Below are 22,554 nucleotides of genomic sequence, written 5' to 3' on the forward strand. Positions count from 1 at the left end.
GCCCCGAACACCCCGGGGACCTGTCCCGAAGTTCGTCCTCCCGGGCCCGAGCTGCCGGGACGGACCTGTTCCACACGGATCGGAGTTGGAGTTCGGTAGCGATGCGGATCGATGTTCTGACGATCTTCCCCGACTACCTCGCTCCGGTGCGCGAAGCTCTGCTGGGCAAGGCGATAGATCGCGGCAGGATCTCCGTAGGGGTGCACGATCTGCGGGACTGGACGCACGATGTCCATCGTTCCGTCGATGACAGTCCTTACGGGGGCGGCCCCGGCATGGTGATGAAGCCGAGCGTGTGGGGAGAGGCCCTCGACAGCGTCTGCGCCGATGCCGTCGAGCAGCCGCGACTCGTGGTTCCGACCCCGGCCGGAGTCACCTTCGATCAGCCGACTGCGCGGCGCTGGTCGGGGGAGCAGCACCTGGTGTTCGCCTGTGGACGTTACGAGGGGATCGATCAGCGTGTGATCGACGACGCGGCTCGCCGTATGCCGGTGGAGGAGGTCTCCATCGGTGACTACGTCCTGGTCGGCGGGGAGGTCGCGGCGTTGACCATGATCGAGGCCGTGGTGCGGTTGTTGCCCGGTGTGCTCGGTAACCCCGCTTCCGCCGAGCAGGACTCGTTCTCGGACGGGTTGCTGGAGGGGCCGTGCTACACGCGTCCGGAAACCTGGCGCGGCCTGTCCGTGCCCGAGGTGTTGCGTTCGGGGGACCACGCCGCTGTCAGCCGCTGGCAGCGTGACCGTGCGCTCGAGCGCACCGTGTCGAGGCGTCCGGACCTGATCGACGCGCTGGCGCCCGAGCAGTTGGACGACCGTGATCGGGCCCTGCTCGCCCGCCTGGAGGACCCCGAGGAGACCGGCCCGCGTGCGGGAGCCGAAAGCACGGAGGAACCTCCGGACACTCCCGGGAGCGGTGTCTCGGAAGCGTAGGGCTCCGCGGCCCGGTCCTCACGGGCTTGTTCGTCTTCGCTCGGCAGGTTCCCCCGGAGGGGCGGGGCTGCTTCGAGGCACTGAGCGCGGCTGATAGGCTAACGGAAGAAGTAATGCGGCCGGTGTGGTCTGCGATCCACCGGTATCCGCTGATTTCCTGCTTCGGCAGGCGTCTTCCTCGTGGGACGGGGTGACGTTAAACGGCTCGATGACGACCCGGATCGCTCGGACAAGCGGTGCCGGGCCCGCCACGGGTAGATCCGAGCAGTCCCTCTCGGGGCTGCTGAGTGGATCATCGGCCGCGGCAGGAGCCGCGGCTCACCTGAACAGATTTCACTGTCGTGAGTGAACGTTCAACGACACGGATGAGGACGGACCACCGATGAACAAGCTGGACGCGCTGGACGCCCAGTCGATGCGTTCCGACATCCCAGACTTCCGGCCCGGCGACACGCTGAAGGTCCACGTCCGCGTCATCGAGGGTTCGCGCGAGCGTGTCCAGGTCTTCCAGGGCGTGGTTATCCGCCGGCAGGGCGGCGGCATCCGGGAGACCTTCACCGTGCGCAAGGTCTCCTTCGGTGTCGGCGTGGAGCGGACCTTCCCGGTACACAGCCCGAACATCGCCAAGATCGAGGTCGCCACCCGTGGTGACGTCAGGCGAGCCAAGCTGTACTACCTGCGTAACCGGGTTGGCAAGGCTGCACGGGTCAAGGAGAAGAAGCCCGTCAGGAACTCCTGACGTGGACTGGTGTCGGTAGTGTGATCGACTGCCGGACGGAACAGTGGATCGACGGTGCACGATCCCGGCCGCGAGCCGGGGTCGTGCACTTTTTTCGGTGCCCGGCCGAATCGCCTCTCCGCGGCCGGATTCGCGGGAAGTGCCGTTCCGGAGCGGTACGGTTCGGGGCTTTTCCTTCGATTGAGTGAGATATTCCGGTTCTTGACGTTGTCGAGAATCCTCCGTCACTTCTCCACCGGAGAGCGCGGAAGACCTCCACGCCTGATTTCGGGAGGAACAGCACCGCACGGCTTTTCGGCGCCTCCCGTTGCGCACGTTCGGAGGGCGGGCTCCCGGTGGGGTGAAGGGAAACCCCGGTCGCGGGTCCAGTACGCTGGCCGGGTGGCCGATGTCATGCGTTCTCCAGGACCGGATGAAGATCCCGCAGAGGAGCCCTCGAACGAGGAAGCAGCCGCCGGGCGTGGTGACCAGCCGCGCGCAGGGGAGCACGACTCCTCGAAGCGGGGGAAAAGGGGAAAAAAGGGATCTTTCTGGTGGGAAATGTTCGTCCTGGTCGGCACGGCGTTACTGCTGACCGTACTTTTGCAGATGTTCGTGGCGCGAGTATTCGTCATTCCCTCCGAATCGATGATGAATACGCTGCAGGGGTGCCCCGGCTGTACCAAGGACCGGATTCTCGTCGACAAGATCACCTACCGCTTCAGCGATCCGCAACCCGGTGATGTGGTCGTCTTCAGCGGCCCCACCAGTTGGATGGAGGGGGAGGGCGGAGAAACCGCCCCGTCCAATCCGGTGGCCGGCTTCTTCCGCCGTGCGGGGTCGTTGCTCCATCTCGTCGACTCCGGGGAGAAGGACTTCGTCAAGCGGGTCATCGCCACCGGCGGGCAAACGGTCGAGTGCTGTGACGAGCGCAACCGGATCGTGGTCGACGGCGAGCCACTGGAAGAGCCCTACGTTCACTGGAGCGGCTCCTCGAAGGAGCAGGAGGAGTTCGGTCCGGTGCGGGTTCCCCAGGACCACCTGTGGGTGATGGGGGACAACAGGAACAACTCCTTGGACTCCCGGTACCAGGGCGGCGGAGGTCGTGCGGGCGCCGTGCCGGTCGACGACGTGATCGGCAAGGCCCAGTTCATCGTGCTGCCGCCCACGAGGTGGCAGGGCATCTACGAGGACAATCCGCAGGCAGCGGCCCTGGGGGCGGAGTCGACTCGTGGCACGGACGGCCGATTGCCCGGCGAGCTCGGCTATCTGACGGTGATCCCCGCGGTTTGGGGGTACAGGCGTACCGTGTCCCTGGTGAGCAGGACGGACTCGCGGGAGCATCACTGAGCGTGCGTGCGGGGTGCGCCGATCTGGAACTGCCGCGGACCATAGTTCGCAGGGATTCCGGAAGTTGGGCGTTGCAGAACGCGTTGGAGCGCCGGGGACTCGGTCCGGTCGCCGGGGTGGACGAGGCGGGACGCGGTGCGTGCGCCGGTCCCATGGTGGTGGCCGCCTGCGCGCTGCGCCGGGCGGACATGAGGCGTTTCGACGGTCTGACCGACTCCAAGCTGCTCACGGAGCGCAGTCGCGAATGGTGGTTCGAGCGGATCAGGGAGTTCGCGGTCGGTTACTGCGTCGTTTCGGTCGACTCCGGGGAGATCGACGCTCTGGGGGTGCACACGGCGAACCTGGAGGGGATGCGGCGCGCGGTCGCCGGACTCCGGACACATCCGGGGTACGTCCTCACGGACGGGTTCGGGGTGGGTGGACTGACGGCACCGAGCGTGGCCGTTCGGAAAGGGGACCGAGCGGTCGCTTGCGTGGCGGCGGCCTCGGTGCTGGCGAAGGTGAGCAGGGACCGGATGATGACCGAGTTGCACGCTCGGATCCCGGTCTACGGATTCGCCGGTCACAAAGGGTACTCGACGCAGGCGCATCAGAACGCGCTGCACACGCACGGACCGAGTGCGTACCACAGGTGGAGTTACTCGAATGTCGTGAAGTCGGCGAGTGTGCACGGTATGCGTTCACCCCGGCGGAGTAATGGTAACCCCGGATTGTTCAATGCTTTTGATCAAGGTGTGATGGACAATGGAGGCACCGACGTTGGGTACCCGTAGGCCGACCAGTGACAGGGAAGGGCTCGCACAGCCATGAGCGCCGAGGATCTCGAGAAGTACGAGACCGAGATGGAGCTGCAGCTCTACAAGGAGTATCGCGACATCGTCGGTCAGTTCACCTACGTGGTGGAGACCGAGCGGCGTTTTTACCTGGCCAACGGGGTGGACGTGCAGGTACGCAACTCGGACACCGAGGTCTACTTCGAAGTGGCCATGTCGGATGCCTGGGTCTGGGACATGTACCGCCCGGCCCGTTTCGTCAAGAACGTGCGGGTGATCACGTTCAAGGACGTCAACGTGGAGGAACTCGACAAGCCCGAGCTGCGCCTTCCGGACAGCGGCCCCCCGTTCAACTGACCGGGGACTCCCCCGCACCCGGGGACGCGTCCTCGTAGGGCTTTTCCACGGGGGCGGGTGACACGTGCCCCGCGGCGTGAGCGGTACGGGCACTGCTCTTGCCCGCCCCCGGTGGAGCTTCCCGACGCTGTCCCCGCGGATTTCCGCGCGTGCTCGGAGAGCCGTTCTCCTGCCGAAGCGCCACTCCCTCGCGGAACACTGGTTGTCCACAACCGTTCGATTCTTCCTCATATGGGTAAATCGACTCTGGTACGTCACTGACGGAGTGGGCAGTTTGGAGCCGTCGAATCCGATCGAGTTCGGAGGCTCCATGATGTCGAAACCGATTACGGGCGCCCTGTCCGACGACGACACGCACGGCCGCAGGCACGCGCTCGGCAGAGCAGGGGAGCGGTTGGCTGCCGAGTACCTCCGGCAGCGGGGACTGGTGGTGCTCGAACGCAACTGGACCTGTCCTCAGGGAGAGCTGGACATCGTCTGCACCGACGGGAAGAGCGTGGTGATCTGCGAGGTCAAAACGCGTTCGGGCGTCGATTACGGTTCACCGGTCGAGGCGGTCGGCCCACACAAGGTGCGCAAGTTGCGTGAACTGGCCGCTGCCTGGCTGCGGGCCCGTGATGTGCACAACTGCCCGGTCCGTTTCGATGTGCTCTCCGTGCTGTGGCCGCCGGGAGAGCCGGTCCGCATCGAGCATCACCGGGAGGTGTGCTGAAGTGGGCTTGCGGACCACGCGCGCGGTGGCCCTGTTCGGTGTGGACGGGGTGCTGGTGGAGATCGAGGCCGACGTCCGCTCCGGTGGGGTGCCCAGTGTCCAGTTGCTCGGGTTGCCGGACGCGGCACTGCAGGAGTCGAAGAACCGAGTGCGCGCCGCTGTCACGAACAGCGGAGAGCACTGGCCGCAGTCCAACATCACGTTGGCGCTCTCCCCCGCGGCCCTGCCCAAGACGGGGACATCGTTCGACACGGCGTTGGCCATGGCGGTGCTGGCCGCCTCCGAACGGGTTCCGTACAACCGGATCGAGGGCACGGTCTTCTTCGGGGAACTGGCGCTGGACGGGCGTATTCGTTCGGTCCCCGGCCTGCTCCCCGGACTGTTGGCGGCCGTCGAGGGAGGGGCCGAGCGCGCCGTGGTGCCGGTGAGCGGGCTGGCCGAGGCGCGCTTGGTGGACGGGATCGAAGTGCTGGGGGCCGAGCACCTCGGTGAAGTGGTTTCCTGGGCTCGTGGGCAGGAGGAACTGCTCCGGTGCCCGGGAGGAGGGGCCGGAACAGAGCACGCGGAGGCGGAGGCGCTCGACCTGGCCGACGTCAAGGGACAACCGGATGCCCGGCGAGCCCTCGAGATCGCCGCTGCCGGTGGGCACCACCTTCTGATGATCGGTCCACCGGGGACGGGCAAAACCATGCTGGCGCGTCGACTGTGCGGTCTGCTGCCCGAGCTTTCGGTGGACGAAGCCCTGGAAACCACGGCCGTCCACTCCGTGGCGGGCGTACTCCCCGGCAACACCTCGCTCGTACGCAGAGCTCCGTTCGTGGCACCGCACCATTCGGTGTCGGTGGCGGGACTCGTGGGAGGTGGTTCGGGCCTTGCCGGACCGGGGGCGGTCAGCCGTGCTCACCGCGGTGTGCTGCTCATCGACGAGGCCTGCGAGTTCGGGGTGCAACGGTTGGAGTCGCTGCGCACCGCTCTGGAGGAGGGCGAGGTGCGGCTTTCCAGGCGGGACGGAACACTGCGGTATCCGGCACGCTTCCAACTGGTTCTGGCCACGAATCCCTGTCCGTGCGCTCCCGCACGGGAGTCCGACTGCCACTGCACGCCGCACGCGCGCAGACGCTATCTCGGCAAGCTGTCGGGACCGCTGCTCGATCGTACTGATCTGCGCGTTCGGATGCGTCCGTTGACGACGGTGGACCTGCACGTCGATCACGAGCGGGAGTCCTCGGAGGAGGTTCGCGCCCGTGTACTTCGGGCTCGGGAGGCTGCCGCCGCGCGCTGGCGGGAACACGGCTGGCGGTTGAACTCCGAGGTGCCGGGACCCGCGCTGCGGCGTGAGTTCGCGCTCCCGCGAAAGGTGACCGCCCTGCTGGACCGCGGGTTGGACACCGGAGCGTTGACCGCACGGGGAGCGGACCGGTGTCTGCGAGTGGCCTGGACACTGAGCGATTTGGACGGGGCAGAGCGTCCTGATGCCGATCACGTGGCCGCGGCTTTGCAGTTCAGGGAAAGGACGGTGGTATGACCCCTTCGTCCGGTCCCGACGAGAGGGTGCTGCTCGCCAGGGCGTACCTGTCCGCGGTGGTGGAGCCCCCCGCGCCCGCGCTGCTCCGGTTCGTCGAGGAACACGGCCCGGTAGCGGCTGCCGATCTCGTGGCCGAAGGCGAAGTCCCCCGGGCCGTGGCCGGGGAAGTGGAGGCGCGACGTACCCGTGTTTCGGGTGCGATGCTGCTCGAACAGGCGCAACGCTGTGGGACGCGACTGCTTGGGCCGGAACACGGTGAATGGCCTGCCGAACGCATGGCCGCGTTGGCCAGGGCGACGAACATGGGACTGGAGAGGCTCGTGGCGCCGGTGGCGCTGTGGTGCCGTGGTGCGGCCACCGAGGTCCTCACGGAGCGTTCCGTCGCGGTCGTGGGAACTCGTGCGGCCACGGGCTACGGCGAGAACCTGGCCGCGGAGCTCGGTTACGGACTCGGGGTCGCCGGAGTCGGTGTGATCTCCGGCGCTGCCTACGGGATCGACGGTGCGGCTCATCGGGGAGCGCTTGCCGGGGGCGGAGCCACGGTGGCCGTGCTCGCGTGTGGGCCGGACAGGGACTATCCGGCGGGACACGCCCGACTGCTCGGTGAGGTCGCCGAACGCGGCCTGGTCCTCAGCGAGTACGCGCCGGGTACCCCTCCGCGCAAGCATCGTTTTCTGGTCCGCAACCGATTGATCGCGGCCTTGGCCGAGGGCACCGTGGTCGTCGAGGCGGGACTGCGAAGCGGTGCGGCCAACACGGCAGCCACCACCGACAGCCTCGGGCATCCGGTCATGGCGGTCCCGGGGCCTGTGAGCTCGGCGAACTCCGCGGGCTGTCACGAGCTGATCCGTTCGAGCGGAGGGATCCTGGTGACCGGTGCCAACGAGGTGCTGGAAGTGGTCCTCGGGGCGGGGGAGGCTCCCGAAGCACAGCACGGGGCACCGCAGCGGTCGACGGACCGCCTCGACGGGCCCGCCGGGCGGGTGTGCGACTCGCTTCACTTCGATCGACCTCGTCATGTGGAACAACTCGTCCCCGAGACGGGGCTCCCCGAGCGGACGGTGCTCAGCTGTCTGGCTGAACTCGAAATGTCCGGTTTCGTCTCTCTCGGGGAAGAGGGATGGACACGATGCAAGCAGTGATAAACCAAGCGCGTATCGTGGCGACGTGTTACTTGACCCCGGTGGAACCACCCAGCAATGTCACCTGGCATGAATCAGAAACGATCGGATCAATCGGAGCGGCCGGATCTGCTCGCGGCGCGTGATCGGCTCTCGGAGAGGCTGGCGGCCGTGCTCGACCGGTTCGAACGGCACCTGTGCTGGGAACGCGGCATGTCCGATCACACTGTGCGTGCTTATGTCGCCGATGCCGTGTCCCTGCTCGAACATCTCGTCGGTGGCACCGAAGTGGAGCACGGGATCGAGGAGGTCGATATCGACCTGTTGCGTGCTTGGCTGGCCGCCGAGCACGAGCGCGGGACCAGCAGGTCCACGCTCGCCCGCAGGGCTGCCTCGGCGCGGGCCTTCACCTCCTGGGCGCACGCCAGGGGGTTCTTGTCCACCGATCCCGGGCCACGACTCCGGATCCCGCGGAAACAGCGCAAGCTGCCCTCCGTGTTGCGCAGGGATCAGGCCGAATCCGTGCTGCGCTCCTCCGAAGCGGGAGGTGAGCAGGAGGATCCGGTTGCCCTGCGCGATCACGCGGTGCTCGAATTGCTCTACGCCACGGGAGTGCGAGTTTCGGAGTTGTGCGGACTCGATCGCGAGGACGTCGACCACGAGCGTCTCGTGTTGCGGGTGGTGGGCAAAGGGGACAGGCAACGAACAGTGCCTTTCGGCACGCCCGCGGACCGTGCGCTGCGACGTTGGTTGGAAAGCGGGCGTTCGTCGCTGGAACGCTCCGCTTCGGGGGACGCCTTGTTCCTCGGCGCGCGAGGAGGAAGGTTGAACCCACGCAGTGCCCGGCGGATCGTGTACGAATCCGTCGGCACCGTGCGGGATGCGACGAGGATCGGCCCGCACGGTTTACGGCATTCAGCCGCTACACACCTTCTGGAAGGTGGAGCCGATCTGCGTAGCGTCCAGGAGTTGCTCGGTCACGCTACGCTTTCAACGACGCAGCTCTACACTCACGTGACCGTCGAACGGTTGAAGGCGATCCATGAGCGAACCCACCCCCGTTCCTGACGATGCCGGGGGCGAAGCCCGATCGGCGAGCGTACGATCCGGCCTCGGACCGGACATCGAGGCAGGAAAATCGGAACAGCGTTTCCGGAGCGGCGGATCCTCCAACGGGGGAGTTTCCAGGCTCGATCCGATGCTTCGGGGCGCACGCTGGCAGCACAACGAGACCTCTTCGGAGCACTGCCCGGAGCGCGATGGCGAGGACGTCGAAGCCGGGATAGCCGCTCTGTGGCACGCCTTCGGCCGGAATCGTGATCAGAAGCTTCGTGACAGGTTGGTGCTGCACTACGCGCCCCTGGTGAAATACGTGGCCGGACGTGTCGGAACGGGGCTGCCCGCCCACGTGGAGGTCTCCGACCTGATCCAGTCCGGGGTGTTCGGCCTTGTCGACGCGATCGAGAAGTTCGAGCCGGAACGCGGTCTGAAGTTCGAGACCTACGCGATGCAGCGTATCCGTGGAGCGATACTCGACGATCTCCGTGCCCAGGACTGGGTGCCTCGTTCGGTACGCAGCCGAGCCCGTGACGTCGAACGCGCGCTGGAACGTCTGGAAGCCAAGTTGCAGCGCACGGCCACCGATGCCGAGCTGGCAGCGGAACTGTCGCTGAGCACCGAGGAACTGCGGGAGCTTTTCGCGCAGCTGCAGATGACCAGTGTCGTCGCGCTGGACGATCTCATCGGTGTGGGACGCGGCACCGCCTCCCTGGCGGAGACGTTGCCGGACGACCGCGCCGAGGACCCGGTCAACACGCTTGTGAACAGGGACAGCAGGCGGCAGCTGGCTGAGGCGGTGGAACGCCTCAGCGACAGGGACCGCATCGTCGTGACGCTTTACTACTTCGAGAACCTGACGCTGGCGGAGATCGGCAAGGTGCTCGGCGTGACGGAGTCCCGGGTGTGCCAGCTGCACACGAGAGCCGTGTTGCGGCTGCGCGGCAAGCTCACCGAAGCGAACCACTGATCCGGGCCCGTCCGCGTGTGTCCGCCCCGCGGGTTCACCAAGGCAGCAGGCGTGTCCTTCCCGAGGGGGAAGCGAGCCGCTCCAACGGGTCGAGGTACTTCTCAGCGCTGCGCAGTCCCCAGTGCAGACAGGTGTGCGGCGGAGTGCTTGTGCAGTCGGGATGTCCGCGCACGAGTACTCCGATGAGCTGGCCGCGCCGTACCGGCTGGCCCTCGGAGACCCGAGGGCGGACCGGCTCGTAAGTCGTGCGCAGCCCGTTGTCGTGTTCGACGGAGACCACGGGACGGTCCACCACGACTCCGGCGTGGAGAACGGTGCCCGCTGCCGCGGCGTGGACGGGCTGCCCCTCGTTGCCGAGAAGGTCGACTCCCCGGTGGCCGGGACCGTAGGGGGCGTTCGGCACGCGGAAGGGGGTCGTCACTTCGGTGCGAGTCGCCAAGGGGGGCGACAGCACGAGGGGGGACGGGGCCGCGGTCTTCGTGCCGGGTGGTTCGGAGAGTCCTCCGGAGTGGGCCCGCCCGAGAAGCTCACCGCCTACGAGACCGCAGGTCACTATCGAGAGGGCCGTGAGCACGAGTGCACGAGTACGCATGCGGTCGACGGTGCTGTGGCGCTTCGCCGTGTGCCATCCCCGAGCCCGCGCACGGTGGACAACCGGGGCGGCTGTGGAAATCGTTACCACGCTTCTGATGGCCGGGCCTGTGGAGTACACTCGTGTACGCGGCTCGTGGAGAGCGAGTCGACTTCGCGTGCGCGCGTATCGACCTGATCACGACGGTGCTCGGATGCCCTCCGGAGTTCGATCCGCCGGCGGCTCTCGTTCGGATCGGTATGGATCGTCCTGGGGTTGATCCGGGGCTCACCCCGGTGCAGCCGCTGTCACGGCCGGTAACACCGGCCGTCCGGTGGTTTGTCGAGGGCAGTGGTGAATCGGTCGTACGGTTCCGTCAACGGTCCCGGAGTTCGTTCCGCTGGAACTTCTTCGGGCGACGGCCCCGGCGCGTACCAGGGTGGTGGGTCACCCGACCCATCGCGGCAACCGAAATCGCGCGTCGAATTCCGGCGCGCCCGACATGTGAGGTGCGAACCAGGCTATGGCCGTCGTCACCATGAAGCAGCTGCTCGACAGTGGCGTGCATTTCGGGCACCAGACCCGCCGCTGGAACCCGAAGATGAAGCGCTACATCTTCACCGAGCGCAACGGCATCTACATCATCGACCTGCAGAAGACCCTGTCCTACATCGACGGGGCCTACGACTTCGTCAAGCAGACGGTCGCCCACGGCGGAACCGTTCTTTTCGTGGGGACGAAGAAGCAGGCGCAGGAAGCCATCGCCGAGCAGGCTCAGCGAGTCGGCATGCCGTTCGTCAACCAGCGTTGGCTGGGCGGCATGCTCACCAACTTCCAGACCGTGCACCGCAGGTTGCAGCGTCTCAAGGAACTGGAGACGATGGAGCAGACCGGCGGTTTCGAGGGTCGCACCAAGAAGGAGATCTTGATGCTGACCCGCGAGAAGGAGAAGCTGGAGCGGACCCTGGGCGGTATCCGCGACATGTCCAAGGTCCCGAGCGCGATCTGGATCGTGGACACCAAGAAGGAGCACATCGCGGTCGGTGAGGCCAAGAAGCTGGGCATCCCGATCGTGGCGATCCTCGACACCAACTGTGACCCGGACGAGGTGGACTACCCCATCCCCGGCAACGACGACGCGATCCGGTCCGCAGCCATGCTGACCAGGGTGGTCGCCGATGGTGTCGCGGAGGGCCTGATGGCCCGCAGCGGACGCGGGGACAGCGCCGAGGCCGGCGAGAGCAAGCAGGAGAGCTCCGAGGAGCCGCTCGCCGAGTGGGAGAAGGAGCTGCTGACCGGTTCCGGTGAGTCGGAAGCGGCGACGAACTCCGAGGCGACTGAGCAACCCGCGCAGTCGTGATCTGTGAGGCGTGCTCGGGCACGGGGTGCTCGGGCACGCCTCCTCCGTTCCCATTTCCCCCGCCAGACATTCCAACGAGGATGGACGACGCACGATGGCGAATTACAGCGCGGCCGACGTGAAGCGCCTTCGCGAAATCACCGGCTCCGGCATGATGGATTGCAAGAAGGCGCTCGAGGAGACCGAGGGCGACTTCGACAAGGCGATCGAGAACCTGCGCATCAAGGGCGCCAAGGACGTGGGCAAGCGTGCCGAGCGTTCCACGGCGGAAGGTCTGGTCGCAGGCGGTAACGGAGTGCTGCTCGAGCTGAACAGCGAGACCGACTTCGTGGCCAAGAACGAGGAGTTCGTCGAGCTCGCGGACAGGATCGTTGCCGCGGCCAAGGAAGCCAACTCCACCGACGTGGAGACCGTGAAGGAGGCTCCCCTCGGGGACAGCACGGTCGGTACCGCGGTCCACGACCTCGCCGCCAAGATCGGCGAGAAGCTGGAACTGCGCAGGATCAGCCTCTTCGACGGCCAGGTCGCGACCTACCTGCACCGGCGTGCCGCGGGGTTGCCGCCCGCCGTGGGTGTGCAGGTCGAGTACACCGGCTCGGACGAGGAAGCGGCCCGCGGCGCCGCGATGCAGATCGCCGCCCTGAAGCCGCAGTACCTGTCCAAGGAAGACGTTCCCGAGGACGTCGTCGCCGACGAGCGCAGGATCGCCGAGGAGACGGCCCGTTCCGAAGGCAAGCCGGAACAGGCGATGCCCAAGATCATCGAGGGGCGGCTCAACGGCTTCTACAAGGACAACGTGCTGCTCGAGCAGCCCTCGGTGCAGGACAACAAGAGGACTGTCCGGGACCTGCTCGACGAGGCCGGCGTCAGCATCACCCGTTTCACGAGGTTCGAGGTCGGCCAGTCCTGATCGTTCCGTGACGGATCCGCTCCAGCCTGCCGTGCACGCTGCGGATCCGGCAGCCAGGATGTGAACCGGAGCAGCCCGGGTGTGTCCGGAGCGGTCCGCGAGAATCGATGTTCGCGCCCCGCCTTCGTCTTCCGAGGGCGGGGCGCTTTCTCAGGAGGAACGAGTGACTGACGGCATATCCGTTGGGCAGACGGGTGAGAGCGGATACCGGCGGGTGTTGCTCAAGCTCGGTGGTGAGATGTTCGGCGGCGGCAGCGTGGGAGTCGATCCCGACGTCGTCGGTACGATCGCGCGCCAGCTCGCCGAGGTGGTCGCCAATGGAGTCGAGGTCGCGGTCGTCATCGGTGGTGGCAATTTCTTCCGCGGTGCGGAACTGCAGCAGCGTGGTATGGAGCGGGCGCGTGGCGACTACATGGCGATGCTGGGAACCACGATGAACTGCCTGGCCCTGCAGGACTTCCTGGAGCGCGAGCACGGGATCGACACCCGTGTGATGACCTCCATCAGCATGGGACAGGTCGCCGAACCGTACATCCCGCGGCGTGCCAGTCGACACCTGGAGAAGGGGCGGGTAGTGATCTTCGGTGCGGGGACGGGGATGCCGTACTTCTCCACCGACACGGCGGCTGCCCAGCGTGCACTGGAGATCGGCGCGGAAGTCGTGCTGATGGCCAAGGGCGTGGACGGCGTCTACTCCGCGGATCCGAGAACCACTCCTTCAGCGGAGCTGTTCGAGAGCATCACGCATCGTGAGGTTCTGGAACGCGGGCTCAAAGTGGCCGATGCGACGGCGTTCAGCCTGTGCATGGACAATCACATGCGCATTCTGGTCTTCAATCTTCTCGAGGAAGGCAACATCGCGCGCGCTGCCAGCGGTGCGAAAATCGGGACGCTGGTCAGCACCCCCGGGTAACGGACTGGCGAGGGTCGATTTGGGATCCTGTTCGTGAATTGGTCCGGTACTTGCCGGGCCGAGCGAGTACGACCTGTATCGACCGTCGGAGTCTGCCGGCCCACACCGAAGGAGCAGCCGTGATTGACGAGACTCTTCTCGAAGCCGAAGAGAAGATGCAGAAAGCGGTGGAGGTGGCCAAGGAAGACTTGGCCACCGTCCGCACCGGCCGTGCGAATCCGGCGATGTTCTCCGGCATCGTCGTCGACTACTACGGTTCGCCGACACCGTTGAACCAGTTGGCGAGCATAAACGTGCCGGAGGCCCGGCTCGTGGTCATCAAACCCTACGACGCCAGTCAACTCGGTGCCATGGAGCGTGCGGTCCGTAACTCGAACCTGGGCGTCAATCCCAGCAACGACGGCAAGGTCATCCGGGTGCAGGTTCCGCAGCTGACCGAGGAACGACGCAAGGAGATGGCCAAGCTCGCCAAGCAGAAGGGCGAGGACGCCCGCATCACCGTGCGCAGTCTGCGGCGCAAGGCCAAGGAGGAGATCGACCGAACCGTCAAGGACGGGGAAGTCGGTGAGGACGAGGGCGTGCGCGGTGAGAAGGAACTGGAAAACATCACCCATCGCCACGTTTCTCAGGTTGACGAACTGGTCAAGAACAAGGAATCGGAACTGCTCGAGGTCTGACGGCGTGGTGACGACTGGCCAGCGCGAAGGTGAGTCCGGAATGTCGACCGACGTGCCGGACGGACCCGCACGTTCCTCGCGTGCGGGTCGCAACCTGCCCGCCGCGCTGGCGGTTGGCTTGTTGCTCGGTGCGGGGATCGTCGCCGCGCTGTTGACCTATCGGCACTCGTTCATCGGCATCGTGGCAGTGGCCGCCGCGCTCTCCACCGTCGAACTGGCGGGGGCGCTGCGCCGAGGTTCGGGGATCCGGTTGGCACTGCCGCCGGTTCTGGTGGGCGGTCAGGCGATGATCTGGCTGTCCTGGCCGTTCGGCTTTTCCGGTGTTCTCGTGGCTTTCGCGCTCACCACTCTGGGGTGTCTGGCCTGGCGTGTCCGGCTGGGTGTGGACGGCTATCTGCGTGACGTCACGGCCTCGGTGTTCACCAGCTCCTACGTCTCGATGTTCGCCGCTTTCGCGGCGATGCTGGTGGTGCCTCCCGACGGGGGGCTGCGGGCGTTGTGCTTCATGATCGGGGTGGTCGCCTCCGACACGGCGGGCTACGCCTCGGGTGTGTTCCTCGGCCGTCACCCGATGGCGCCCCGGGTGAGCCCGAACAAGTCCTGGGAAGGGTTCGCCGGGTCACTGACCGCCGGCGTGGTCTCGGGCGCGCTCTCGGTGAGCCTGCTGCTGGGGGGCACCTGGTGGGCCGGAGTGCTTTTCGGCCTCGCTGTCGTGTGCAGTTCCACTCTCGGTGACCTGATGGAATCGTTGATCAAGCGAGATCTCGACATCAAGGACATGGGCACGTTGTTGCCCGGCCACGGCGGTCTCATGGACAGGATGGACTCGTTGCTTCCCTCGGCCGTGGTCGCGTGGGGAACCCTGTTCTGGTTGATCCCCGGCTGAGGCGGAGCGTTCCCGGCCGCGGAGGCGCTGGTTCGGGTGCCCTCGTGGGTCGCGCACCGCGCTCTCGGCTGCTCCGCGAGGTTTCCCGCGTCGTGCGGGGGCCTCCAACCGGGTCCCTCCCGACGAGGGGCGGCGCGTCCTTCCGGGGCCGTTCAGCCGATTCGAGCTCCCACGTTCGCCCGCCTGCCGGAGCGGATCGCGCGGGAGGCGGAACTCCCCCGAATGCCGCCTTGTCGTCCCCGGTGTTTCATGATCGACTGAGTTGTGGTCGTTGAACGGACACGGCCGGATTTTCGGCAGGGGATCGGTTCCGGTTGGCGGGGGTACTGTATTGGTTGCTGGGGGATCCGGTAGGGCGATCACCGCGAGTCTGGACGAGATCGCCCACATGGAACGCGCCGAGCGTGTTCGTGCAGCACGCTATTTACGCAGGCATTATCCGCTGTATCGCGTGTTGTCGAAGCGAGTCGCCCTGGCACGGGCGCTGGGGTTCGCCGCGGGGCTGACGCTGGCGGTGTCGGTCGTGTTGTTGGTGCAGGGAGCGGGGCTGGTCTGGGTGGCGGGCCTCGTGCTGCTGGGGCTGTTCCTGTTCGGGTACGTGGTGGTGCGGCTCACCGACAGCAGGTTCGACCTGCTGCTCGCGGTCCTCGGGGCTCACCGCGTGGAGGAAGCGCGTGGGTCTCCGGACGAGCGCGGTTCCGGAGCGGAGACGGGGGGCGTGGCACGGGGCGACGCCTCGGGTCGTTCCGCGAGCGACGAGCGCGTGACTCGTTCCCGGTAGTGCTTCGCGGGACCTGTTCCTCCGTGCTCGGGGCAGCGCCGTTCGAGGAGGGGCGTCTGTGGTGACCCCCCGACGACCGGGTCACCGACGAGGACCCGACCAGCGCTGCCCTGCTAGTGCTGCACGGTTATGGACAGGGTCTGCGCGATCTCGGAACCGAGGAAGTGCGTCTCCGCCTCCTCCGCCGAGCCGACTCGTACTACCAGTGGTCCGCCGAAGGGTTTGCGCTCGACGACTTCGATCCGGTTGCCCAGCGTCATCCCGTGGTCGGTGAGGTAGCGGAGCAGTTCCGAGTCGGTGTCCCAGACTCTGGCTATCGTTCCCACGGTTCCGGGGTCCAGTTGCTCGAGCAACTTCGTGGTCGGTTTCTCCACGACGCCCTCGGCGGTGGGGATCGGGTCGCCGTGCGGATCGTGGGTCGGGTGGCCGAGTTTGCTCGCTATGTGCTCGATGAGCTCGTCGGAGACGGCGTGCTCCAGCGCGTCGGCCTCCTGATGCACCTCGTCCCAGGTGTAGTCGAGTACCTCGACGAGGAACTGCTCCAGCAGCCGGTGCCTGCGCAGGACGTCACAGGCGAGTCTGCGGCCCGTCGTGGTCAGCTCCACGCTGCGGTACCTCTCGTGCGTGACCAACCCGAGCTGCGCGAGCTTGGTGATCATGCCCGACACCGAGGAGGGGCTCAGCCCGAGCCGGCTCGTGAGCGTCGTGTTGGTGACCGAGGCTCCGCGCTCGCTGAGGCCGTAGATGGTTCGGACATAGTCCTCCACGGAGGCGGAGTGGCGCTCGACCGTGCCAGTCATGACTTCACCATAAGAGGTAGCGCTCCGAGAGTCCCCGGCCTGTGGGACGAATCCCGTGCGGCGATCGACTTCGACCGCCCGGTGGCGCTGCCCGGGGGAGGAGTCGTGCCGGTGAGGTGGCCCCTCGCGGTGTCCGGGTGCGGCCGCTGAGCTCCTGCGGGCGGTTCCGTGGGACAATGAGGTTGTTATGAGCTCGACGTCCCTTCCTCTCGTCTTCGACGCTCCCAAACGGGGCATGCCACCAAGACATCTCGCGGACCTTTCCGGAGAGCAGCGTCGTGCTGCCGTCACGGAGCTCGGCGAGAAGCCGTTTCGTGCTCGCCAGCTCGCGCAGCACTACTTCGGCAGGCTCACGGCCGATGTGCAGGACATGAGCGATGTTCCTGCCGCAAGCAGGCAGCTGCTGGCCAGCGAACTGCTGCCCACCCTGCTCACCGCTGTGCACAATCTTGACACGGACGAAGGGGAGACCCGCAAGACGCTTTGGCGGGCCCACGACGGGACCACGCTCGAAAGCGTTCTGATGCGTTACCCCGACCGGGCTACCGTGTGTATCTCCAGCCAGGCCGGTTGCGGTATGGCCTGTCCGTTCTGTGCCACGGGCCAGGGAGGACTGCAACGCAATCTGTCCACCGCGGAGATCGTCGACCAGGTCCGTCAGGCCGCCGCGATGATGCGGGACGGTGAGGTCCCCGGCGGTCCGGGCAGGTTGTCCAACGTCGTCTTCATGGGAATGGGCGAGCCGCTGGCCAACTACCGCAGGGTCATCGACGCGGTGCACCGCATCTGCGACCCCGCTCCGGACGGACTCGGGCTCTCGCAGCGTTCGGTCACCATCTCGACCGTCGGCCTGGCCCCGGCCATCCGGAAGATGACCCAGGAGGGCCTGCAGGTGACACTGGCCGTGTCGCTGCACACTCCGGACGACGAACTCAGGGACACCCTGGTTCCGGTCAACAACCGGTGGAAGGTCGAGGAAGTGCTCGAGGCCGCTCGTGGCTACGCGGAACACACCGGCAGGCGTGTTTCGATCGAGTACGCGTTGATCCGCGACATGAACGACCATCCGTGGCGGGCCGATCTGCTCGGAAAGCTGCTGCACAAGCAGCTCGGCAGGTTCGCCCACGTCAACGTCATCCCGCTGAACCCGACCCCGGGCAGTAAGTGGGACGCGAGTCCGAAGCCGGTGGAACGGGAGTTCGTGCGCCGGGTGCAGGAAGCGGGCGTTTCCTGCACGGTACGGGACACGCGTGGCCAGGAGATCGCGGCCGCCTGTGGTCAGTTGGCGGCGGAGAACCTCTGAGAACTCACAACGGAACTTTGCGCGGGCGGGTCGGGTAACCGTCACGTGAGGCGGCGCCCTGCCGTGCTGGAGGGCACCTCGAGCGGCGGCCTGCGACCACGTGCCCTGCCGCCTTGCGGTGCATCCGACTCGCGCACCGGAGCAGTTCGATCCGCGTGGGCTGAGCGCCCGAGCCGGACGAACCTCCGCTGGAAGTTCCGAGCACCTGCCTGAGCTCGTCCGGGAGTCCGCGGCAGGGTCCGCCGATCCCGCGGGCACCGATGATTCGAGGGGCGGTCTTTCGGGGAGTTCCCCGGGTCGACCGCCCCTCGAGTCGTTGCTCCGTGCGTGCGGAGGTGCTTCACCGCCGCCAGGAAGTCCTGCGCCGCCGCAGGTCGTAGATCAGGCCGACCGCCATTGCAGCGGCAATGACGATCAACCAGATGTCGGCGCTGATGAAGTGGCCACCGCCGCTGAGTATTCCCTGGTGATTGCCGATCAGCATCATCACCATCGCGAACGTGCTGAACCAACCGGCGATCTGGATGCCCTTCGGGAACGAGCCGTGCCACCCCCACTCGACCGAGGGCTCCTCGGCGGGATCGACGGCCTGGGTCGGGGCCTGTTCGTGATGGGTCTGCTCCAGCTCCGTGTTTGCCACGTTCCCCTCCTGTGCCCGTCGCGGAATCGGGGTGAAACCGCGGACGCCGGTTCCTTCACATCGCGGAGCTCGCCTTCCGTCGCAGGCCGCTCGGGCCGCGCAGCACACGAAGCAGCACGCGAACCCGCCGATGCGGGACCATCTTCGCACACCCGCACGAGGGTTCGGGGTGGACCGCTGGTGCGCTACGCCATACGTGCACGGGGTCGAAGGCCCGTGGCGTCGCTTCCGGGAGGGAATCGGCAATAATGAGCACGATGGTCTCCGCCCAACCAGGCAAGGACAGGCAGGAAAGCGACCGCGACTCCCCGTGCGGCGTGACGTTGCTGGGTTCGACCGGGTCGATCGGTACCCAGGCTCTCGAGGTGATTCGCCGCAACCCGGGGGATTTCCGGGTGCTCGGAATCGCGGCGGGAGGTAGCGATCCGGCGACCCTGGCTGCCCAGGCCCTCGAGTTCGAGGTCGAAGCCGTGGCGGTCGCTCGGGGCACGGCCGTGGAGGACGTGCAGCTGGCCCTGTACGCCGAGGCGCAACGACTCGGCTACGCGGAGGGGCGCTTCCGGCTGCCGCGGCTGTTCGCCGGGCCGGACGCGGCCACCGAACTGGTCCGGGACACCGGCGCCGAGGTCGTGCTCAACGGCATGGACGGTTCGCGGGGGCTGCGTCCCACGCTGGCCGCGCTGGAGTCCGGTTCGCGGTTGGCGCTGGCGAACAAGGAGTCGTTGGTCGCGGGCGGTCCGCTGGTGCAGCGCGCGGCCGCTCCGGGACAGATCACCCCGGTGGACTCGGAGCACTCCGCGCTGGCGCAGTGCCTGCGCGCTGGGGACGCGGACGAGGTGCAACGCCTGGTGCTTACCGCTTCGGGCGGACCGTTCCGCGGTTACTCCGAGGAGGAGTTGCACGAGGTCACGGTCGATCAGGCCTTGGCGCACCCCACCTGGTCGATGGGTACGGTGGTGACCATCAACTCGGCCACCATGGTGAACAAGAGCCTGGAACTGATCGAGGCCCACCTCCTGTTCGGAGTGGATTACGACCGCATCGACGTTGTGGTGCACCCGCAGTCGATCGTGCACTCGATGGTGACCTACGAGGACGGGGCCACCGTGGCGCAGGCCAGCCCCCCGGACATGCGATTGCCGATCGCGCTGGGGCTGGGATGGCCACGCCGGGTGAACGGTGGCACACCGCGACTCGACTTCGCGCAGGCGTCCTCGTGGACGTTCGAGCCCCTGGACGACGCGGCGTTCCCCGCGGTGGGGCTGGCACGCCACGCCGGAAAGGAGGGCGGTTGTCTGCCCGCCGTATACAATGCGGCGAACGAGGAGGCGGTCGCGGCGTTCGTCGCGGGTAACAGCCGTTTCACCAGTATCGTGCAGACTGTCGAGAGGGTGCTGGCCGAGGCCGACGCGTGGCGTGCCGAGCCGGCCAGCGTGGACGAGGTGTTCGAAGCCGAGGAGTGGGCCCGCACCCGAGCCCGCGAACTCGCCGGTATGGAAAGAGCGCATTGATGCTTGTCGTGCTCGGCATCCTGATTTTCTTCCTCGGGTTGCTGTTTTCGATCGCTTGGCACGAACTCGGTCACCTGACGACGGCGAAGATGTTCGGCGTCAAGGTGACGCAGTACATGGTCGGGTTCGGTCGGACGGTCTTCTCCAGGAAGAAGGGTGAGACCGAGTACGGGATCAAGGCCGTCCCCTTCGGCGGTTTCATCCGGATGATCGGAATGTTCCCCCCGCAGAAGGAGCAGGAGTACGGCCGGACCGCTTCCTCCGCCCCTTGGCGGGCGATGGTCGAGGACGCTCGGCAGGCGGTTGCCGAGGAGGTGCGCCCCGAGGACTCGCACCGGCAGTTCTACCAGCGCAGGCCGTGGAAGCGGATCATCGTGATGGCCGCGGGGCCGTTCATGAACCTGATCCTCGCGGTGGGCATCTTCACGACCGTGCTGATGGCCTACGGCGTGGCGCAGCCCACCACGACGGTGAGCTCGGTCAGCGAGTGCGTGGTGTCGGCGAAGGCCCGGAACGTCAGCGAGTGCCCGGAGGACGCCCCGAAGTCCCCCGCGGCCCAGGCGGGATTCCGCCCCGATGACGAGGTCGTGAGCTTCAACGGCGAGCGGGTCGAGTCCTGGCCGGAGCTGCGCGGCTCCATCCGGAACTCCACGGGCACCGCGACGGTGGTGGTGGAACGGGACGGACGGACGGTCACCCTGCATCCCGAGCTGATTCCCAACACCCAGCCGAAGATCGACGACTCGGACGAGTACGTGGAGGTCGGCTTCCTCGGGATCACCCCGACCCAGCACCTGGTCCGGCAGAGCTTCGGCGACGTGGTCACGCGGATCGGTTCCATGATCGGCATGACGGCTCAGAAGGTGGTCGAGCTGCCCAGCAAGGTTCCGGACCTGGTCGCCGCGATCGGCGGACAGGAGCGGGCGGCCGACTCCCCGGTCGGCGTGGTCGGTGCCAGTCGACTCGGTGGTGAGGTGCTCTCCTACGACGAGCTCTCGGTCGGCGCGCGGATGATCACCATGGTCCAGCTTCTCGCCGGTGTGAACCTCTCGTTGTTCCTGATCAACATGCTGCCGATCCTGCCGCTGGACGGCGGGCACATAGCCGGGGCGTTCTGGGAGTCCCTGCGGCGCAAGCTCGCCAGGCTGGTGCGCAGGCCCGATCCGGGTCCCTTCGACACCGCGAAGCTGATGCCGGTGGCGTACGTGGTCAGCCTCGTGTTCATCGCCTACTCGTTGCTGGTGCTGGTCGCGGATATTGTGAATCCTGTCACGCTCACTTGAGTGACTGTTTCCGTGACTCGGCGAGCGGTTCGCGCGTTCCCCGGGGCCCGGGGAGTGAACCGTTTCGGTTGGACGAGTGACAGCGCGACCGTGGTCGAGCTGTCCGATGAGGGCTTCCCGGCCTGAGCACCACTTGCCGTGCCGGTATTGTGGGCAGCGGCCCGGGGCTACGACCTCGGCGCCGATCCTTCGAAAGTCCCGCGATCCAGCGGCCCCGACAACTCAATCCGCATTGTGAAAGTGGAGAGGACGCGATGACCGTCGATCTGGGTATGCCCGCCGCCGCGCCCGACCCGGTGCTCGCCGAGCGGCGCAAGACCCGGCAGCTACAGGTCGGGCCGGTCGGTGTGGGGAGTGACCACCCGATTTCGGTTCAGACGATGACCACCACGAACACGACGGACATCAACGGCACCCTGCAGCAGATCGCGGAGCTCACCGCATCCGGGTGCGACATCGTGCGTGTGGCGTGCCCGACCGCCGACGACGCCGCGGCGTTGCCGACCATCGCGAAGAAGTCCCAGATACCGGTCATCGCCGATATCCATTTCCAGCCCAAGTACGTCTTCGCCGCGATCGAGGCCGGCTGCGCCGGGGTGCGGGTGAACCCGGGCAACATCCGCAAGTTCGACGACAAGGTCAAGGAGATATCCAAGGCGGCCAAGGACTCGGGCACTCCGATCCGGATCGGGGTGAACGCGGGTTCGCTCGACCCGAGGATGATGGAGAAGTACGGCAAGGCCGTCCCGGAAGCGCTGGCCGAGTCGGCGCTGTGGGAGGCCGGGCTGTTCGCCGAGCACGACTTCCACGACGTGAAGATCTCGGTCAAGCACAACGATCCCGTGGTGATGGTGCGTGCCTACGAGATCCTCGCGGAGAGGTGCGACTACCCGCTGCATCTCGGCGTGACCGAGGCGGGTCCCGCCTTCCAGGGGACGATCAAGTCCTCGGTCGCTTTCGGCTCCTTGCTGCGCCAGGGGATCGGCGACACGATCAGGGTCTCGCTGTCCGCGCCTCCGGTGGAGGAGGTCAAGGTCGGAACACAGATCCTGCAGTCGTTGAACCTGCGCCCGCGCAAGCTGGAGATCGTCTCCTGCCCCTCCTGTGGACGCGCCCAGGTCGACGTCTACAAGCTCGCCGACGAAGTGACCGCGGGACTGGAGGGCATGGAGGTCCCGTTGCGGGTCGCGGTCATGGGGTGCGTGGTGAACGGACCCGGTGAGGCACGCGAGGCGGATCTCGGTGTCGCCTCCGGTAACGGCAAGGGACAGATCTTCGTCCGGGGCGAGGTCATCAAGACCGTTCCGGAGAACCAGATCGTGGAGACTCTCATCGAGGAGGCGGGACGTCTCGCCGAGGGGATGGAGGAGGCGGATTCGGGCGAACCCACCGTCACCGTGGGGTGAGC

23 protein-coding genes are annotated in these 22,554 nt (G+C 66.8%); 20 read left to right on the forward strand and 3 right to left on the reverse strand.

Annotated elements, in window-relative coordinates:
* Positions 1 to 101 precede the first annotated feature (101 nt).
* The 10 genes from trmD to whiG all read left to right on the forward strand — a co-directional run bounded on the left by trmD (position 102) and on the right by whiG (position 9,511).
* Entirely contained in the window at positions 102 to 929 is an 828-nt protein-coding gene (gene trmD / locus FHR84_RS05865) for a tRNA (guanosine(37)-N1)-methyltransferase TrmD (RefSeq protein WP_179534458.1), read from the forward strand.
* 382 nt (positions 930 to 1,311) lie between these two features.
* Complete coding sequence (gene rplS, locus FHR84_RS05870; RefSeq protein WP_179534459.1) at positions 1,312 to 1,668, forward strand: 50S ribosomal protein L19; 357 nt, start codon at positions 1,312 to 1,314, stop codon at positions 1,666 to 1,668.
* Positions 1,669 to 2,049: 381 nt separating this feature from the next.
* The gene (gene lepB / locus FHR84_RS05875; RefSeq protein WP_179534460.1) at positions 2,050 to 2,997 is read left to right on the forward strand and encodes a signal peptidase I; all 948 of its coding nucleotides are present in this window, start codon (positions 2,050 to 2,052) and stop codon (positions 2,995 to 2,997) included.
* A gap of 2 nt (positions 2,998 to 2,999) precedes the next feature.
* Entirely contained in the window at positions 3,000 to 3,770 is a 771-nt protein-coding gene (locus tag FHR84_RS05880; protein ID WP_179534461.1) for a ribonuclease HII, read from the forward strand.
* A 33-nt stretch (positions 3,771 to 3,803) separates the two neighbouring features.
* Complete coding sequence (locus FHR84_RS05885; RefSeq protein WP_017974030.1) at positions 3,804 to 4,127, forward strand: DUF2469 domain-containing protein; 324 nt, start codon at positions 3,804 to 3,806, stop codon at positions 4,125 to 4,127.
* 313 nt (positions 4,128 to 4,440) lie between these two features.
* Positions 4,441 to 4,839 (forward strand): YraN family protein, encoded by a 399-nt coding sequence (locus tag FHR84_RS05890; RefSeq protein WP_179534462.1) that lies wholly within the window; start codon positions 4,441 to 4,443, stop codon positions 4,837 to 4,839.
* Position 4,840: 1 nt separating this feature from the next.
* Positions 4,841 to 6,364 carry a YifB family Mg chelatase-like AAA ATPase gene (locus FHR84_RS05895; RefSeq protein ID WP_343075170.1) on the forward strand — a complete coding sequence of 508 codons (1,524 nt, stop codon included), beginning with the start codon at positions 4,841 to 4,843 and terminating at the stop codon, positions 6,362 to 6,364.
* Positions 6,361 to 7,506, forward strand: coding sequence for a DNA-processing protein DprA (gene dprA / locus FHR84_RS05900; RefSeq protein ID WP_179534464.1), 1,146 nt, complete (start codon positions 6,361 to 6,363; stop codon positions 7,504 to 7,506). Before FHR84_RS05895 ends, dprA begins: the two co-directional genes overlap by 4 nt.
* 69 nt (positions 7,507 to 7,575) lie before the next feature.
* A complete protein-coding gene (locus FHR84_RS05905; protein WP_179534465.1) occupies positions 7,576 to 8,553 on the forward strand; it encodes a tyrosine recombinase XerC in 978 nt (325 codons plus the stop codon).
* 130 nt (positions 8,554 to 8,683) lie between these two features.
* A complete protein-coding gene (whiG, locus tag FHR84_RS05910; RefSeq protein WP_246300296.1) occupies positions 8,684 to 9,511 on the forward strand; it encodes an RNA polymerase sigma factor WhiG in 828 nt (275 codons plus the stop codon).
* A gap of 34 nt (positions 9,512 to 9,545) precedes the next feature.
* On the opposite strand, the gene FHR84_RS05915 is transcribed toward whiG, so the two are convergent.
* On the reverse strand, positions 9,546 to 10,103 hold the full coding sequence (locus FHR84_RS05915; protein WP_179534467.1) for a M23 family metallopeptidase: 558 nt from the start codon (positions 10,101 to 10,103) through the stop codon (positions 9,546 to 9,548).
* 502 nt (positions 10,104 to 10,605) lie between these two features.
* Between FHR84_RS05915 and rpsB the strand changes: the two genes are divergently transcribed.
* From rpsB to FHR84_RS05945, 6 genes are all read left to right on the forward strand, one after another.
* A complete protein-coding gene (gene rpsB, locus FHR84_RS05920) occupies positions 10,606 to 11,442 on the forward strand; it encodes a 30S ribosomal protein S2 (protein WP_179534468.1) in 837 nt (278 codons plus the stop codon).
* A gap of 94 nt (positions 11,443 to 11,536) precedes the next feature.
* Positions 11,537 to 12,352 (forward strand): translation elongation factor Ts, encoded by an 816-nt coding sequence (tsf, locus tag FHR84_RS05925; protein ID WP_179534469.1) that lies wholly within the window; start codon positions 11,537 to 11,539, stop codon positions 12,350 to 12,352.
* Between the two features lie 175 nt (positions 12,353 to 12,527).
* Positions 12,528 to 13,265: a UMP kinase gene (pyrH, locus tag FHR84_RS05930; RefSeq protein WP_026152218.1), complete on the forward strand. Its 738-nt coding sequence runs from the start codon at positions 12,528 to 12,530 to the stop codon at positions 13,263 to 13,265.
* 119 nt (positions 13,266 to 13,384) lie between these two features.
* Positions 13,385 to 13,942 carry a ribosome recycling factor gene (frr, locus tag FHR84_RS05935; protein ID WP_179534470.1) on the forward strand — a complete coding sequence of 186 codons (558 nt, stop codon included), beginning with the start codon at positions 13,385 to 13,387 and terminating at the stop codon, positions 13,940 to 13,942.
* Between the two features lie 40 nt (positions 13,943 to 13,982).
* Complete coding sequence (locus FHR84_RS05940) at positions 13,983 to 14,828, forward strand: phosphatidate cytidylyltransferase (protein ID WP_179534471.1); 846 nt, start codon at positions 13,983 to 13,985, stop codon at positions 14,826 to 14,828.
* A 331-nt stretch (positions 14,829 to 15,159) separates the two neighbouring features.
* Positions 15,160 to 15,609: a hypothetical protein gene (locus FHR84_RS05945; RefSeq protein ID WP_246300297.1), complete on the forward strand. Its 450-nt coding sequence runs from the start codon at positions 15,160 to 15,162 to the stop codon at positions 15,607 to 15,609.
* A gap of 113 nt (positions 15,610 to 15,722) precedes the next feature.
* On the opposite strand, the gene FHR84_RS05950 is transcribed toward FHR84_RS05945, so the two are convergent.
* The gene (locus FHR84_RS05950) at positions 15,723 to 16,409 is read right to left on the reverse strand and encodes a metal-dependent transcriptional regulator (RefSeq protein ID WP_179534472.1); all 687 of its coding nucleotides are present in this window, start codon (positions 16,407 to 16,409) and stop codon (positions 15,723 to 15,725) included.
* Positions 16,410 to 16,596: 187 nt separating this feature from the next.
* Between FHR84_RS05950 and rlmN the strand changes: the two genes are divergently transcribed.
* On the forward strand, positions 16,597 to 17,712 hold the full coding sequence (gene rlmN, locus FHR84_RS05955; RefSeq protein WP_179534473.1) for a dual-specificity RNA methyltransferase RlmN: 1,116 nt from the start codon (positions 16,597 to 16,599) through the stop codon (positions 17,710 to 17,712).
* 340 nt (positions 17,713 to 18,052) lie between these two features.
* Here the strand turns inward: rlmN and FHR84_RS05960 are convergent, their stop codons facing one another.
* A complete protein-coding gene (locus tag FHR84_RS05960) occupies positions 18,053 to 18,352 on the reverse strand; it encodes a DUF2631 domain-containing protein (protein WP_179534474.1) in 300 nt (99 codons plus the stop codon).
* A 248-nt stretch (positions 18,353 to 18,600) separates the two neighbouring features.
* Here FHR84_RS05960 and dxr point away from each other — a divergent pair, with 248 nt between their 5' ends.
* From dxr to ispG, 3 genes are all read left to right on the forward strand, one after another.
* Complete coding sequence (dxr, locus tag FHR84_RS05965) at positions 18,601 to 19,863, forward strand: 1-deoxy-D-xylulose-5-phosphate reductoisomerase (RefSeq protein WP_179534475.1); 1,263 nt, start codon at positions 18,601 to 18,603, stop codon at positions 19,861 to 19,863.
* Positions 19,863 to 21,146, forward strand: coding sequence for a M50 family metallopeptidase (locus tag FHR84_RS05970; RefSeq protein WP_179534476.1), 1,284 nt, complete (start codon positions 19,863 to 19,865; stop codon positions 21,144 to 21,146). Before dxr ends, FHR84_RS05970 begins: the two co-directional genes overlap by 1 nt.
* Before the next feature lie 254 nt (positions 21,147 to 21,400).
* Positions 21,401 to 22,552, forward strand: coding sequence for a flavodoxin-dependent (E)-4-hydroxy-3-methylbut-2-enyl-diphosphate synthase (ispG, locus tag FHR84_RS05975; RefSeq protein ID WP_179534477.1), 1,152 nt, complete (start codon positions 21,401 to 21,403; stop codon positions 22,550 to 22,552).
* The last annotated feature ends 2 nt before the right edge of the window (positions 22,553 to 22,554 follow it).

The organism is Actinopolyspora biskrensis, assembly GCF_013408175.1.
GTDB classification, from domain to species: Bacteria; Actinomycetota; Actinomycetes; order Mycobacteriales; family Pseudonocardiaceae; genus Actinopolyspora; species Actinopolyspora biskrensis.